The following is a 14622-nucleotide window of genomic DNA, read 5'->3' as shown; positions in this document are numbered from 1 at the left end:
TCTAAGCGGTGCCGGACACCCGGGCACAAGCAGGATTTTCGGACAACGGGCCGATCAGGGCAGGGTGGGCCCGGCTTCCGTCGGCAGCGGTGCGAGAAAGGACCAGAGGGCTTGGCGGGATGTCTCGAACAGCGTCTCGACGTCCCCAAGCATCGCCCGGACCTTCGCATTGCCGGCGCCGTCGCCTCCGGCATCCTCGACCGCCCGCCTCAGGTCCGACGCGACCGCTGCGAGCCGGGCCAGTCCCAGGTTGGAGGCGGCTCCCTTGAGCTGGTGGGCGTGGCGGTCGAGCGCCTCGGGGTCGCCGCTCTCCGCCGCTTCGCGAAGCGCCCGGAGGGTAGCGGCATGGCAGTCGAAGAACTGGCCGGCGAGCCCGCGGTATTCATCCTCCCCGATCACGGCGACCAGTTCCCGGATCCCGTCCTCGTCCAGCAGGCCGGGCGGCGGTTCGGCGCCGTCGGCCCCCGGGGCGGAGCGGTCGCCGGCATGGGACGTGGCGAAGCCGATCGATCCCCATTTCTCGATCATGCCCACCAGGATCTGCTGGTGGACCGGCTTCGCGATGTAGTCGTCCATACCGGCGGCCAGACAGCGTTCGCAGTCCGACGGAAGCGCGTTCGCCGTCATGGCGATGATCGGGATCCGCCTCTTCTCGCCGGGCAGGGCGCGGATCGCGGCGGTCGCCTCGAAGCCGTCCATCTCGGGCATCTGCACGTCCATCAGGACGATGTCGTAAGCCTTCGACCGTACCATCTCCACCGCCTCGGCGCCGTTGTTCGCGATATCGACCGCGTGGCCCATCTTGCGGAGCCGCCGTGCCGCGACCTGCTGGTTGATCAGGTTGTCCTCCGCCAGCAGGATGGCGAGGAGCCGGTTCGGCGCTCCGGGCGCCGCCGCCGGGCCGTCCGCCGGCGGTTCTCCGGCCACGGCCGCGGGGTCCGCCGGCGCGGGGTGGGCCGCCCGGGACATCTGGTCGAACAGGTAGTGGCAGCGGATGGGCTTCATCACGGTCGCCGCGGCTCCCGCCGCCTGGGCGAGGACGCGCAGCTCCTCCGACCCGTCGCTCGACGCCAGGATCGCCACCACCCCCGCCGTGAGGGGATCGGCCTTCATCGCGCGGACCAGATCGACGCCCGTCATCCCGGGCATCATCTGATCGATGATCGCCATGTCGTAGGGGCGGCCGGACAGGCTCGCCCCGGCCAGCATGGCCAGCGCCTCGGCGCCGGAGGCCGCGGTGTCGGCGACCATGCCCCAGGATTCGAGCTGGCGCTGAAGCAGGTCGCGGTTTATCGCGAGGTCGTCCACCACGAGGGTCCGCTTGCCGGTCATCTCCATGCAGCCCCGTCCCGGGACCCGGCCGACGCCGTCGGCGACGGGGGTGAGCGGGATCTCGATGATGAAGACGCTGCCCTTCCGGTGCTCGCTGCGCACGTCGATCGTCCCGCCCAGCAGGTCGATCAGCCGCTTCGAGATGGCGAGGCCGAGGCCGGTGCCGCCGAATCGCCGGGTCGCGGAGGAGTCCACCTGGGTGAACATGGTGAAGAGACGGGGCAGGGCTTCCGCCGGAATGCCGATGCCGGTATCGGTGACCTCGAAGCGGACGATGACCCGCCCGTCCGCCTCTCCGACCTTGCTGGCGACCAGGGATACCCAGCCGGTCTCCGTGAACTTGACGGCGTTGCCGGCGAGGTTGAGCAGGATCTGCCGGATCCGTCCGGGATCGCTGCGGAACATGCCCTGGAGCTCCGCCGGGACCAGATAGGCCAGTTCGATCCGCTTGCTGCCGGCGCGGGGCGCCAGGATCGCCAGCACGCTCTCCACGAGCTGGAGGAGATCGAAGTCGATCTCGTCGAGGGTGAGGCGGTTGGCCTCCATCTTGGAGAAGTCGAGGATGTCGTTGATGATCGTCAGCAGCGCCTCTCCCGATTCCTGGATGATCTCCGCGTAACGGCGCTGCTCCTCCTCCAGCTTGGTGTCGAGCAGCAGGCCGGTCATGCCGATCACGCCGTTCATGGGCGTCCTGATCTCGTGGCTCATGGTGGCCAGGAACTCCGACTTGGTGCGGTTGGCGATCTCCGCCTCCTCCTTCGCCTTGCGCAGGTCGGCCTCGTTGCGCTTGCGTTCGGTGATGTCGCGCAGTTCGGTGACGCAGGCATCGACGCCGCGGAACGGGATCGGGCGCGAGCGCAGCTCGACCGGGTAGCAGGAACCGTCCCGCCGCAGGCCCGAGGCGTCGCAAGGCTCGGCCGAGCCGGTCAGGACCGGCACCGAGACGCGCGCCCGGTCCGTCGGATCGATCAGGTTGAGGACGCTGCGACCGATCAGGTCGTCGTAGGAGAAGCCGGTGGAGGCGCACAGGGCCTGGTTCGCTTCCAGGATGACGCCCCGCTGGTGGATCGCGATGCCGGTGAAGGACGCCTCGTGGAGGGCCCGGAACCGCTTCTCGCTTTCCCGCAGCGCCGCCTCCGACTGGCGGCGCGCCTCGTGTCCGTCCATGAAGGCGTTGAACCAGCGCGTCAGGTCGGCGACCTCGCCGCTGCCGAGCACGGGCAGCCGCTCGCCCGGACCCCAGCCGTCATGTCCGGAGCCGTCCTGGCCTGAGCCGTCCTGAAGGGCCTGGAAGCGGGAGGTGATCCGGCGGATCGGTGCCACGACGCTGCGCGAATAGGACATCGCCGCCAGCAGCGCGACCGCCAGGCATACGGCCATCACCCCCGCGGTGACCCGGCTGATGGTGCCGACATGCCGGTTGAGCGATTCGAGGTCGACGACCTGGGCGATAAGCCAGCCGGTACGGTCGGAGCGCAGGTAGGTCACGACGACCGGGCGGCCGGCGATCGGGTGGGTGAAGCTTCCGGCCTGCCCGGAGAAACCCTCGGCGAAGGACGCGTTGAGCCGTTCGCCGATCAGGTCGCGGTCGGGATGGTAGATGATCCGCCGGGCTGCGTCGGCCAGCAGCATGTGCGACGTGGCTTCGGTCTCGCTGTCGCGGAAATGCCGGTAGAGCAGGTCCACGCTGTAGTTCACCACCAGGAGCGCCACCGGCCGGTCGCGCAGGGTGGCCCGGTCGAAGCTTCGCATCACCTTGGCCGCGGTGATCACCTTGCGGTGGCTCGAACTGGCGTTGACGTTGTCCTCGATCCCCGCCCAGTGGACGGTGCTGGAACTGGCCAGCGCCTCGTCGTAGAGGCGCTCCCGGACGTCCTTGCGGATGTGCCCGACGTCGAGCGTGTCGCCCACGTGGTAATGGGTCCCGTCCGTGGTGAAGATGTCGATCGAGACCAGCCCCCTGATGTTCAGGTAGCTGTTCAGGATGTAGCCGATACGGGCCTGGGTCGCGAGATTGGTGAAGCTGTCCCGGGCGGTGCCGTCCTGCTTGAGCGCATCGGTGATGGCATCGACGCCCGATATGTTCGCGATCAGGCTCTCGACCTGGTCCATCTGGACATGCAGGTGGTCGCGCTGGCTGCGGACCTGCTCGGCCGCGTGCCGGCTCGCCTCGGTCGCCAGGATCGAGCGGGAGACCTCGATCGCGGTCAGCCCGATCGCCAGGATCGGCAGGAAGCTGAGGAACATCAGGTAGGCGATGAACCTCAGCGTGATGTTCAACCTCAAGCGGGACAGCCACATCGCGGCGTCACGGCCTCTCCGGCCGGCCGGTGACGACCCGCACCTCGACCATCGTCTCCAGCGGAACCTCCTCCCGGGACAGCATCCGGTTGGCGTAGACGACGCCCAGGTAGCCCTGCCGGCCCGCCTGCTGGTCGATGGTCGCGGCCAGCGTGCCGGCCTTGACCGCCTCGACCGCGTCGTTCAGGGCATCGTATCCGGCGATCCTGACGTCCCGCCGCCCGGCCTCCTGGACGTACCGGGCGGCGCCGAGCGCCATCATGTCGTTGGCGCAGAACAGCAGCGAGATGCCGGGCTCGCGCTCGAACATCGACTTGGCGACGTCGTACGCCACGTCGATCTTCCAGTCCGCGCTCTCCTGGGCGACCACGGTGATCGACGGGACGGCCGCGAAGGCCCGCAACGCGCCGGCCTTGCGCGCCTCGGCGTTGGCGGCGCTGCGGATGCCCTCGATGATCGCGGCCTTCGTCGGCCCGGTGACGCCCTCGGCCAGGACCATCCCGGCGAGGTAGGCGCCGTGGTCGTTGTCGACGCTGATGAAGGGCACCGGGGCCAGGCCGACCTTCCGGGAGAACTCGGCGTCCAGGCGGTTGTCTATGTTGACCACCGCGAGGCCCGCCGCCTGCGCCCGCTTGAGCACCGGGATCAGCTTCACGCTGTCGCCCGGCGCGATGACGATCGCGTCGACCTTCTGCCGGATCAGGTCCTCGACGATGGCGACCTGCTGCTCGATGGAGGTTTCCTGTGCGGCGGTCTTGACCAGCAGCTCGATGCCGAGTTCCGACTCGGCCACGCGCGCTCCCCGCTCCATCTCGATGAAGAAAGGGTTTGTCAGGGTCTTCATGACAAGGCCGATCCGGCGTCGTTCCGGCACCGGATCGGCCGGCTTGGCGGCGGTTTCCTTACGGTCGGCGATGGAGCCCTTGTCCGCAGGCTTGGGGTCGTCGCAGGCGGCGAGCCAGAGGGTCGCGAAGGCGGCGGCGAGGATGCCGCCCACGGCCCTCGCGGCCGTCCTCAGCAGCGGACGCGGCTCCCCGTACGGCGCCTTGGCGGCGGTAGTCCCTGCGATGCCCATGGTTGCCTCTCCATCCGGGTCGGGCGCGGGCCTGCGGCGCGCCGAGTTGAACCTGCCGGCCCGCCCTTGTCAGGATCAACCTGCCGGGCCGCCCCTGCGAGACTGAACGCACCGCGTTCAGCGATCATGCCGCCCTCGCGCGGAAAAGGTACAATGGGACCGTAACTAAACCAATCCGGATCATGCCGGAAGATCGAGGCTTGCGGGCTGGGCGGGTTCGCCCCGCGCCGGCTCGGGCTCCCGCCGGCCGAGCGTGGCCGAGATCTGCAGCAGGCGGTCCCGGAGCAGCGCCGGCCGGATCGGTTTGGTAAGGAAGGCCGAGACGCCCGCGGCTCGGGCGAGTTCGACGAGCTTGGCCTGCGCGTGGGCGGTCAGGAAAATGACCGGGATCTGGGAAGGGGGAGCCTGCGGCGGGACGACGCCGGCCGGCCGGGTGCCCGCGCGGAGATGCCGCAGGAACTCGATCCCGTTGACGGGGGACATCTGGATGTCGCTGATGATGATGTCCACGTCGGTGGCCGCCAGCATTTCCAGCGCCACGCCGGCGCCGTTCGCCTCGGCGATGGTGCGAACGCCGAGGTTCCGCAGGATCGACAGGATCAGGTTCCGCGTGAAAGCATCGTCCTCGACGACCAGTAGGCTGATTTCGTCGAGTCTCAGTCCGGCGGTCATGGGCGTTCACTTCGCGATGGGGTGACCCCCGACGTACCCCATGCGGAGTAACGCCTGCAGGTTTCCATAGCTTTACTTTAGAATGCAATCCGTTTCCACGGTTGAGTTGGGTGTCCCGTCGCGGATGGGGCATGGTGCCGCTGGTCGGCGCTCCCGGTTGCGGAGCTTCGGGGATTGCACGCACTGTCCGGCATGGATGACGGCATGCGGCGGGATGGCATGGGAGCGGGCGGCAGCATGCCGGGCAGGGGACCGGGAGACGTGATGCGGGCGGGCGGACTGGCCGTGGCGCTGGCCGCCTACGGCCTGTTCGGAGCCCCGGCGCCGCCCGGGATCGGCTTGGCCGAGGTGGCCGTGGCCGGGGGACTGGCCTGCGCCCTGGGGGTGATCCGCCCCATCTGCGTGGGGAGCGGCCTGATGCTGATCGCGCCGTCGGCCCGCCTGCACGAGGTCGTAGGTACGGCGGCCTTCCTTTACCTTCTCTGGGTTCCCCTGCTGGGGGCCGCGTTCGCCGGGGCGGCGCCCGGGGATATCGTCCGCGACATCGTGCCGCTGGGCTTCCTGTTCCTGCCGGTGCTGCTCGCTCCGGCGGGCCCGCTCGCAGGCCGCCTGCTGCCCATCGGCCTGGCGGGGGTCGGCCTGCTGTTCGCCCTTCGCTGGTGGTGGCCGGCCGTCGATATCGGGTCGGTCGGGCGGACAGTCATGGCGGAGGGCGATCTCTATCTGCTGAACAGCCCGGCCGTGCTCTTCACGGCGGTCTGGCTCCCGCTGGAAGGGGCGGCGAGGCTGTTCCGCCCACCGGGCCGGGGATCGGCGGTCCTCGCCGTCGCGGGGGCGGCCCTGTCGGTCGCGGCGGGGGCCGTCGCCGCGGCCGCGCTGGCGGGTGCCGTCCATCGCGCGGCGGTGCTGATCGCGGCGGCCACGGTGGCTTGCCGCATCCTCGTCCTGGGGCGGCGGGTCCCGCTGGTCCTGGCGGCCGCCGCCCTGGCCGCCGGCGGAGTCGCAGCCATGCTGCACGACACGATCCTCGGGACGGCCGCGCAGATCGCCTGGAAGACCGAGACCTACGGACTGAACGAGCGGGCCTCCGAGGCGGCGATCGTCGCCGGGCATATCGGCTCCTCCTTCGCCTCCCTGGTGTTCGGCGCCGGCTGGGGAGCCCTGGTGCGCAACCCTGCGGTCGGGGAGATGTGGGTTTCCTACACCCACTCCTTCGCGACCTACATGCTGCTGAAGACCGGCATCGCCGGCGCTCTCGCCGTCCTGGCCTATCTCCTCTCGCTCCTGCCGCCGCTGGTCGCGCTCATGCGGCGGGAACCCACGCTGGCGTTCGGCCTGCTGCCGTCCCTGGCGATCGGCCTGTTCGCCCATACCAGCTTCAAGTATCTCTGCTTCGGCCTGATCCTGTCGATCGTCACGACCCGGACCGCGCACTATCGCGACACCAGGGCTTAATCTTCTTGCCTGCCCGATGCCGGAATGCTTCTGTGTGCGTGTATCGGAGCGGGTTTGGATCGCATCGGATGTACAGGCCGTCCATCCTTTTCATAAACCGTGTGTTTCCGCCGGATCGCGGAGCAACCGGCCGTTGCCTGCGCGACCTCGCCGGGCGGATCGCCGCGCGCGGCTGGCGGGTCTCGGTCCTGGCGTGCGGAGCCGCCGATGCGCCCTCGGACGCTCCCGAGGGGGTCTCCGTCATCCGGGCGGGAGACCCGGTCGGCGGCTCCGGCTCGATCGGCTCCGGCTACCTGTCGGCCTTGCATCGCCTGCACCGCGCGGCGTCGCGGATACCCCGGCACGACCTGATCGTCACCATGACGGACCCGCCCATGCTCGCGGTGCTCGGACCTCTGCTCGGCCGGCGCTGGGGGTGCGGCGTGATCCACTGGTCGCACGACCTCTATCCGGACCTGTTCCCCGTCGTCGGCGTCCGCTTGGCGTGGCCGGTCGCGTCGCTGCTGCGCCGGACCGCCGCGGCGGCGCTGCGCAGATGCGACGCGGTGGTCGCGATCGGTTCCTGCATGGCGGACCGGCTTTCCGGCCGGGGCGTCCCGGCGCAAAGGATCGTCACGATTCCGAACTGGCCCGACCCGGTGATCCGTCCGATTCAGCGGGACGGCAATCCGGTCCGGGCCGCGCTGGGCCTGGAGGGGCGCTTCACGGTCGCCTATTCGGGGAACTTCGGGCTTGCCCATCCGCTGGACGCCGTGCTCGAGGCCGCTTCCGCCCTTGCCGTGACCGCGCCCGACATCGCGGTGCTGCTGATCGGGGAGGGGCGGGGGCTGCCGCGGGTGAGGCGCGTCCTCGACCGGCACGCTCCGCCGAACCTGCGGCTTCTGCCCCTGCAGCCGTCCGCGACCCTGGCGGCCAGCCTGGGGGCCGCCGACCTGCATCTCGCCGTCATGGACAGGCGCGCGGAGGGCCTGCTGGTTCCCAGCAAGGTGTCCGGCGCCCTGGCCGCCGGCAGGCCCTGCATCCTGCTCGGCCCCCCGGGCAGCGCGGCGGCGCGGATGCTGGCGGAGAACCGGTGCGGCGCCGTCCTGGACCCCGACGATGCGGAAGGGCTGGCAGCGGCGATCCTGTCCCATGCCCGGGATCCCGCCTTCCACGCGGCGGCTTGCGAACGGGCGGGGGCGACCGCCGCGTCGTGGTCGGCCGACCATGCCGCCGATGCTTTCCTGAAGGTGGCGGGCTCGGCCGTCCGCACCGTCTCCGGGGGCGAGGCGGCGCGACCGCCGGCATCCCGCTGCATGACCGTCGGCGGCTGACATGTCCCTCGACACGGACCTGATCGGCCCCCTGGGGGAAGTGCAGAGACTGCTGCGGAACGGCGTGACGATCGCGCTCGCCGGCCGCCGCCTCGTTCTCGGCGTCACCGCGCTTTCGGTGGTTTTCGCCGTGCTGGCGCTGCGCCAGATCGAGCCGGTCTTCACCGCCACCCTGGTGGTCGGGCCGACCGCCGCGGGAGGGTTGCTCGGCCGCGCCGCTCCGCTGCCGGCGATCCCGCCCGGCAGCGAGACCGCGACGATCCCGGGGGCGGGCGAGACGATGTCGAACTACGAACGCTTCCTCTACGAACTCACGTCCTTTCCGGTCGCCGAGGAGCTTGCTGCCGCGCCGGAGGTGATGCACCGGGCGTTCGAGCGCATGTGGGATGCCGACGCGGGAACCTGGGTACCCGACGATTCGCCCGTGGCGCGCCTGCGCCGCTTCTTCAATGAACTGGTCGGCCGGATCCCCTGGACCGAGCCCGACGGCAGGACCCTGGTGCGATACCTCCAGAAGGAGGTGCGGATCCAGCAGGTCGGCACCACGCCGCTCCGCCGGATCTCCTACCGGCATGCCGATCCCGAGTTCGCCCGCCTTCTGCTGAACCGGCTCTATGCCACGACCGAGCGGCAGCTCCGCTCCATGGCCGTCCGGGACAATGGCAGGATGATCGGCGAGATCTCCCGCAAGATCGCGGTCACGCAGGAAGTCGGGCATGTCGGGGCGCTCCGGTCCCTGCTGATCGCCCATGAACGGTTCGCCATGATGATGGACGTCGACCTCCCCCTGGCCGCGAACCTGGTCCAGCCGGCCATGGCCGAGGCCGTGCCGGACACGCCCGATCCGGTCGTCGTCGTGGCGATCGCCGCCGCGGCCGGGTTCGTGGCCGGCCTTTGCCTCGTCTTCATCCGCAGCGCCGATCTCTCCGGGTTCCTGAAGGCCGCGGAACGGTGATACCGGTATCCGTCATCGTCATGACGCGCGACGAGGAGGCGAACATCCGCGCGTGCCTCCAGGCGCTCCGCCGCTTCGACGAGGTCTTCGTCGTCGATTCGGACAGCGGCGACGGGACGGCGGCGCTGGCGGAGGAGATGGGAGCGCGGGTCGTGCCGTTCCGGTGGGATGGCCGCTATCCCAAGAAGAAGCAGTGGTGCCTGCAGACGCTTCCTTTCCGGCATGATTGGGTGCTCTTCGTCGATGCCGACGAACGGGTCTCAGCGGGGCTGGCCCAAGAGATCGCAAGCCTGATGAAAACCGGACCACGGGCGGCCGGCTACTTCATCGCCGGACAGCCGGTCTTCGCGGGGAAACCCCTGAGGTTCGGCGCCTGGAACCGCAAGCTGGCCCTGCTGGACCGGAACAGGGCGGCCTTCCCGCCCTTTCCCGACCTCGACGTGGATCGCATGTGGGAAGTCGAGGGCCACTACCAGCCCTGCCTGGACGGGCCGGCGGGGAGCCTGCGCGGCCGGATGACCCACCACGATGCGAAACCGCTGCACGCATGGTTCGACAGGCACAACCGCTATTCTGACTGGGAAGCGGCGCTGATCGCGGACGGTCGCCTCCGCATCCTGGCGGAGCGCGAAGAAGGGGCGCGTCGCCTGCTCAAGCGGGTTTTCCACCGGCTGCCGGCACGCGCTCCGTCGGTCTTCCTGCACAGCTACGTGCTCTGCCTGGGCTTCCTCGACGGGGTGGACGGCTGGGACTATGCCGTCGCCCGGGCCTTCTACTACTGGCAGGTCGCGGTCAAGGCACGGGTCCGGCGCGGCGGACCCGTGCTATAGCCGGAGCCTCAGGAACCCGCCGTGTCGCTATCCTTTGTTTCGCCCCCGAGCGCCTTGATCAATTCGAAGGCACGACGGCGGACGGTCGGATCGCTGATGCGATAGTAGGCCCGGACCAGCTCGAGCGTTTCGCGCTTCGCCATCGACTCGAATTCGTCGGTTTCGGTCGGTTCATGGATGACGTCGGCGCCCTCGGGCAGCGGCTGTCCGGAGGGCATGTCCTCGAAGAAGAAGCCCACGGGAACGTCGAGCACCAGTGCCAGATGGTACAAACGGCTCGCGCTGATACGGTTGGCGCCGCGCTCATACTTCTGTAACTGCTGGAACGTAATGCCGACGGCCTCTCCGAGCTTCTCCTGGCTAAGGCCCAGCAAGGTTCGGCGCAGTCGGAGTCTCGCCCCGACATGAATGTCGATTGGATGGGGCCCTTCACCGCGACGCGATATCGTGTTCGCAGTTGCGGGTTGGGACTTTTTCGATTTCATCTTCTACCCCTGAGTACTTGCCCGGCGATTAAGGTGTAGCGCACAAATTTAGATTTCAAAAGGACTTATATGGCTCAAATGTCAAGACCTTTCGCGTGCATGATGTCGAGTACGGTGCAACCTGTCGAGCGTACCCTCATCTGGTTAGGGAAATGGAATAAGCGTAGTACAGGTTACACTCATACTACACGTGTGAGTGGTGTCTTGGCTACTCGTACATCCGGCGGCATCGATAAATTTCGTAAAACACCGGAAATCGGCGGCGGGTGAACATGGCCAAGGATTGCACCACCATTATTAAAAAGCAGGAAATGGCTGAAAGACGCAGATAGCGGCGCCGGATGCGGGCCTGCTCGCGCCGTCCGACCGCGTGCATCACATGGGAAATACCGCCGGCTGCAAAAAGCACAATCGACTCGTGCAGCCGGACGACTCGGGGATTTCCCGCCAGCGCCTCGATCGTGAACGCATAATCCGCCCCAACCGTGAACGACAGGTCGTAGCTGAGGCCGGCGACCGCCAGGCGCCGGTAGATCATCGCCTGGTGGTGGGTGAACATGCCGTACCAGAGGGTCCGGTGCGATCGGGCGGGCTTCAGCAGCAGCGTCCCCCCGAGGGTGCGTTCCAGGGCGTCGCAGTACAGGAAATCGGGTGAGGAATGGCGCCGTATCTCGGCCGCGAGGCGTTCCAGGCTGTCGGGCGACGCCAGCTCGTCGCCGGCGTTGAGGAACAGCAGGTAGTCCCCGGTCGCGGCGGCCATGCCGATGTTCATGGCGTCGTAGAGGCCCCGGTCCGGTCCGGACCGCCACCACGCGATCTCGGGAGCGCTGCGTACGATCTCGTCGCGGGTACCGTCCTCCGATCCGCCGTCGACGACGATCCAGGCGAAATCCCGGCAGGACTGGCGGCGCAGGCTCGCCCGCGTCCGGCCCAGCCCCTCGCGGTCGTTGAGCACCACGGTGACGATGCTGAAGAGCGGGCGGGCCGATGCGTCGCTTCTCATCGGTCGGTCAGCACGAACACGGCCGCCGCGGCGACGGCCAGCTGGCTGAGCAGGCCGCCGACATTCTGCGTGAACCGGAAGAAATGGAACGGCTCCGGGTCCCGGGGCACGATGATGGTCGAGCCGGGCACCAGGGCCGTCCGCTCGTGGTTCCAGAAGCTGATCTTGAGCGGTTGGGCGCTGCCGTCCGGCTTCAGCACGAACGCGCGCGACGCATCGGCATACTGGGTCATGCCGCCGGCTTCGCCGATATAGTCGTCCGCCTCCTTCGCGGGGGAGAACTGCAGGCTGGCGGGGGCGAGCACCTCCCCCGTGACGGTGACGGTCAGCGGGCGCTTCGGGAAGAAGATGCGGTCCCCCGGTTCGAGCACGATGTCCAGTTCCGGGCGGAGCGCCAGTCTTGCCGGGTCCGCTTCCACCGTGATCCGCCCGATGGGCTGGGCCTCGCGGAACTCGCTCGACAGGGTGCGCGCCTGCTCGATCTGCGCGGCCGGGGGCGGGTCCGGCCGCGCCAGGACGACCGAGATGTCGCGGTCGATGTTGCGGGCGATGGCCGCGAAGGACTCGGCCTGCTGGCGACGCACGCTCTCCCGCGCGAAGACCGCTCCGGCCGGATATGCCTGGTCCGTCAGCCCGCCGGCCCGCTTCAGCAGCGACGACAGCCGCTCGCCGCGGATCACGTCGAAGCTGCCGGGGCGCTTGACCTCGCCTTCTATGGTGACGGCATAGGGTTCCCGGTCGCTGAACAGGGGGTTGACCCGGACCGAGTCCCCGGGACCGACGACCGCCGCCAGCCCGTTGGCCGCGTCCAGGGATACCACCCGCCTCGCGCTGGTCACGGACCCGGCATCTCCCGGCGGCTCCCGGGCGGTGATCTCCACGCTGTTGCGGTCCGCCAGGTCGTTCAGTCCGCCCGCCGCCGACAGCAGCAGGTCCAGGCCGACGCTTCCGTCGACCGGGTAGGCGCCCGGTTCCCGGACGGCGCCGTGGACATCCACGGAACGGTCGGACAGCAGGGCCAGCAGGGCAGGGGCCGCCGACTCGCCGGGACCTCCGGAAGTTCCGGTCCTGGGTGTCATCGCCGACCGGATCTCCGCGAAGGAGAACAGCCTCACCGTGTCGCCGTCGGCGAGCGGGCGGTCCGACAGGCCCTGGACGATCTCATGCGGCGAAAAGGCGATCAGGCGCCCGGTCAGCCGCCGCCGGTCGTACCGCTCGATCACGCCGAACAGCGGGTAAAGCCCGTTGGGCACCTGACTGCCGTCGCCGAGCAGCGCGCGCAGCGACGGCGCCTGGGACAGCAGCCGCGTGCCCGGGAATCTCGCATGGCCGGCCAGCTCGATCCGGGGCGACACCGAGTCGACGATGTCGCCGCCTTCGGCGCCCGCCGCGACGGAGGCGCTTCCCCCGCCCGACGCCGGGTCCGACACCACGCCGAGCCTTCTCGGGCCGCCGCCCGCCGCGCGCGACAGGGTGGCCAGATCCGACCGGTCGGCCGCCGGGTACAATCCGGGCTGGAGGACGCCTCGAACCAGCACCGCGTGTTCCATCGCGAAGGCGAGCAGGTCGGGGTGTTCGTCGAAGACCCGGGGGCACGGCATCGTGGACGGGGTCAGGTCCTTCGCGGCCCGGGCCAGCGGCCCGCGGGCGAGCACGCCTTCCGGGTCGCCCGAAAGCCGGCGTGCCAGCACCTCGAGGCCCGCGCACTCCGCCGGATCCCGGCTTCGGCCGGCCCGGCGCAACAGGTCGAGGACCGGCCGGGAGGACAGGAAGCCGATGTCCCGCGATCCCAGCACGACGAGGATATCGTCGCCGCCGAGGAGCCGGTCGGACCTTCCGTCCAGGACAGCCTGGAGATCGACCGGGGACAGCACCCTCGCGAGGCTGCGCGGATCGGTGGTCTCCAGCGCCGCGAAGGGCAGGTACGGGTCGGCGAGCAGGTCGGCGGAGCCGATCAGGGATGCCAGGGTCTCCGCCTCGGCCAGGGCGCGTGGTCCCGGCCGGCGCACATGGCCCGCGATGGTCACCGTGCCCCGGCGATGGTCGCGGGCCGGGCTGACGATCAGCAGGTCGCCGGCCGTAACGGGCCGGTCATCGGGTTCCCCCGGGCCGCGCGTCGCCTCGTCCGGCGTCTCGATGCCGTCGCTGCCCAGGGCGAATCGGACGATGCGGGCCGGCGCCGGCTGGATCGGACCACCCGCCAGGGCGAGGGCGCCGGCCATGGACATCGGCGCGCCGTCCGTCTGCTCGGCCGGCGCCAGTTCGTAGATCCCCGGGCGCTTGACCTCGCCGGCGACCGCGATGGTGGGGCCGATCGGCGGAACCACGATGCGGTCGCCGTCCCGCAAGGCGGGGTCGGAACCGTCGAGACCCTGGAGCAGGCCGTAGAAATCGATGGTCCGGGAGTTCCCGCCGCGGATCAGCCGGATCGTCCGCAGGCTTCCGAGGCGGTCCACGCCGCCCGCCGCCAAAAGGGCGTCGAGCAACGTTCCGGAACCGGATACTTCGTGCCGCCCGGGAGAAACGACGGCCCCCGTGACCAGGATGCCCATCCGGCGCATGCCTTCCAGGGACAGGAACGCCTCGTGACCGGCCATGCTGAGCGTCACTTCGGCTTCGAGCTGGCGGCGAAGGTCGGCGATCGTGCGGCCGGCCGCCCGCAGGGGCCGCAGATGGTCGAGGATCACGTCTCCGTTCGAATCCACCGCGTAGCGGCGGCTCGACGGGTAGATCGCCCCATGGATGGTGATCCTCAATTCGTCGCCCGGGCCGAGCAGGTAGTCGTTCTGCGCGGTGCCGAAGGAGGGAGGGACCTTTCCGGGCCTCGGGGTGAAGAGGTCATGGCCGTACAGCTTCAGCGGAGCTCCGGCACGGCGGCTGAAAGCGGCCTCGATCGGGCTGGCGGGGGCGGCAGACTCCACGGGCAGGCGCCCGCCGACGGGATTCCGGTCGGCCCCGATCGCAGATCCGACAAGGCACAGCAAGGCCATCGCCGACGGTATCAACCGGGCGGTAATCCTGCACACGGCAGCAAGCATAATCTGTTGTTCGTCTACGAGGGTGCATCCGATGCGGAGCTGCAACCGGATGCAATGTGCAGACTATCGCATGCCCGCCACGGATAGGCAACCGGTGACGGGTGCCTACCGCCGGTTATGCCGACCGGACCCGCCCAGGCGCCGCGGGGGGAGGGGCCCTGGC

General features: G+C 69.6%; 10 protein-coding genes. 4 read left to right on the top strand and 6 right to left on the bottom strand.

What is annotated here, in order from left to right; genetic code table 11:
- Positions 1-54 precede the first annotated feature (54 nt).
- From IGS68_RS16675 to IGS68_RS16665, 3 genes are all read right to left on the bottom strand, one after another.
- Positions 55-3618, bottom strand: coding sequence for a response regulator (locus IGS68_RS16675; RefSeq protein WP_201071400.1), 3564 nt, complete (start codon positions 3616-3618; stop codon positions 55-57).
- A gap of 22 nt (positions 3619-3640) precedes the next feature.
- Entirely contained in the window at positions 3641-4708 is a 1068-nt protein-coding gene (locus IGS68_RS16670; RefSeq protein ID WP_201071397.1) for a sugar ABC transporter substrate-binding protein, read from the bottom strand.
- A 180-nt stretch (positions 4709-4888) separates the two neighbouring features.
- Positions 4889-5380 carry a response regulator gene (locus IGS68_RS16665; protein WP_201071392.1) on the bottom strand — a complete coding sequence of 164 codons (492 nt, stop codon included), beginning with the start codon at positions 5378-5380 and terminating at the stop codon, positions 4889-4891.
- Between the two features lie 174 nt (positions 5381-5554).
- Between IGS68_RS16665 and IGS68_RS16660 the strand changes: the two genes are divergently transcribed.
- The 4 genes from IGS68_RS16660 (at position 5555) to IGS68_RS16645 (ending at position 9933) form a co-directional block, all read left to right on the top strand.
- On the top strand, positions 5555-6835 hold the full coding sequence (locus IGS68_RS16660) for a hypothetical protein (protein WP_201071389.1): 1281 nt from the start codon (positions 5555-5557) through the stop codon (positions 6833-6835).
- 101 nt (positions 6836-6936) lie between these two features.
- Positions 6937-8148 (top strand): glycosyltransferase family 4 protein, encoded by a 1212-nt coding sequence (locus tag IGS68_RS16655; RefSeq protein ID WP_201071386.1) that lies wholly within the window; start codon positions 6937-6939, stop codon positions 8146-8148.
- A gap of 1 nt (position 8149) precedes the next feature.
- The gene (locus IGS68_RS16650; protein ID WP_201071383.1) at positions 8150-9103 is read left to right on the top strand and encodes a GumC domain-containing protein; all 954 of its coding nucleotides are present in this window, start codon (positions 8150-8152) and stop codon (positions 9101-9103) included.
- Entirely contained in the window at positions 9100-9933 is an 834-nt protein-coding gene (locus IGS68_RS16645; protein ID WP_201071380.1) for a glycosyltransferase family 2 protein, read from the top strand. The genes IGS68_RS16650 and IGS68_RS16645 overlap by 4 nt, the downstream gene beginning before the upstream one ends.
- An 8-nt stretch (positions 9934-9941) precedes the next feature.
- Here IGS68_RS16645 and IGS68_RS16640 read toward each other — a convergent pair whose 3' ends face one another.
- The 3 genes from IGS68_RS16640 to IGS68_RS16630 all read right to left on the bottom strand — a co-directional run bounded on the left by IGS68_RS16640 (position 9942) and on the right by IGS68_RS16630 (position 14342).
- Positions 9942-10418, bottom strand: a complete 477-nt coding sequence (locus IGS68_RS16640; protein ID WP_201071377.1) for a helix-turn-helix domain-containing protein — start codon at positions 10416-10418, stop codon at positions 9942-9944.
- A 208-nt stretch (positions 10419-10626) separates the two neighbouring features.
- Entirely contained in the window at positions 10627-11421 is a 795-nt protein-coding gene (locus IGS68_RS16635; protein WP_201071374.1) for a glycosyltransferase family 2 protein, read from the bottom strand.
- Entirely contained in the window at positions 11418-14342 is a 2925-nt protein-coding gene (locus IGS68_RS16630) for an SLBB domain-containing protein (RefSeq protein WP_201071371.1), read from the bottom strand. Before IGS68_RS16630 ends, IGS68_RS16635 begins: the two co-directional genes overlap by 4 nt.
- Positions 14343-14622: the final 280 nt, after the last annotated feature.

The sequence above is a fragment of the Skermanella sp. TT6 genome (assembly GCF_016653635.2).
Lineage (GTDB): Bacteria > Pseudomonadota > Alphaproteobacteria > Azospirillales > Azospirillaceae > Skermanella > Skermanella cutis.
Note: the sequence above shows the minus strand (reverse complement) of the source record. Positions and strands in the feature narration are given on the sequence as shown.

What these genes read in the sequence shown, in the direction of transcription:
- IGS68_RS16670 (WP_201071397.1), bottom strand. Translation starts at nt 4,708, where the DNA reads ATGGGCATCGCAGGGACTACCGCCGCCAAGGCGCCGTACGGGGAGCCG.
- IGS68_RS16665 (WP_201071392.1), bottom strand. Translation starts at nt 5,380, where the DNA reads ATGACCGCCGGACTGAGACTCGACGAAATCAGCCTACTGGTCGTCGAG.
- IGS68_RS16650 (WP_201071383.1), top strand. Translation starts at nt 8,150, where the DNA reads ATGTCCCTCGACACGGACCTGATCGGCCCCCTGGGGGAAGTGCAGAGA.
- IGS68_RS16640 (WP_201071377.1), bottom strand. Translation starts at nt 10,418, where the DNA reads ATGAAATCGAAAAAGTCCCAACCCGCAACTGCGAACACGATATCGCGT.
- IGS68_RS16635 (WP_201071374.1), bottom strand. Translation starts at nt 11,421, where the DNA reads ATGAGAAGCGACGCATCGGCCCGCCCGCTCTTCAGCATCGTCACCGTG.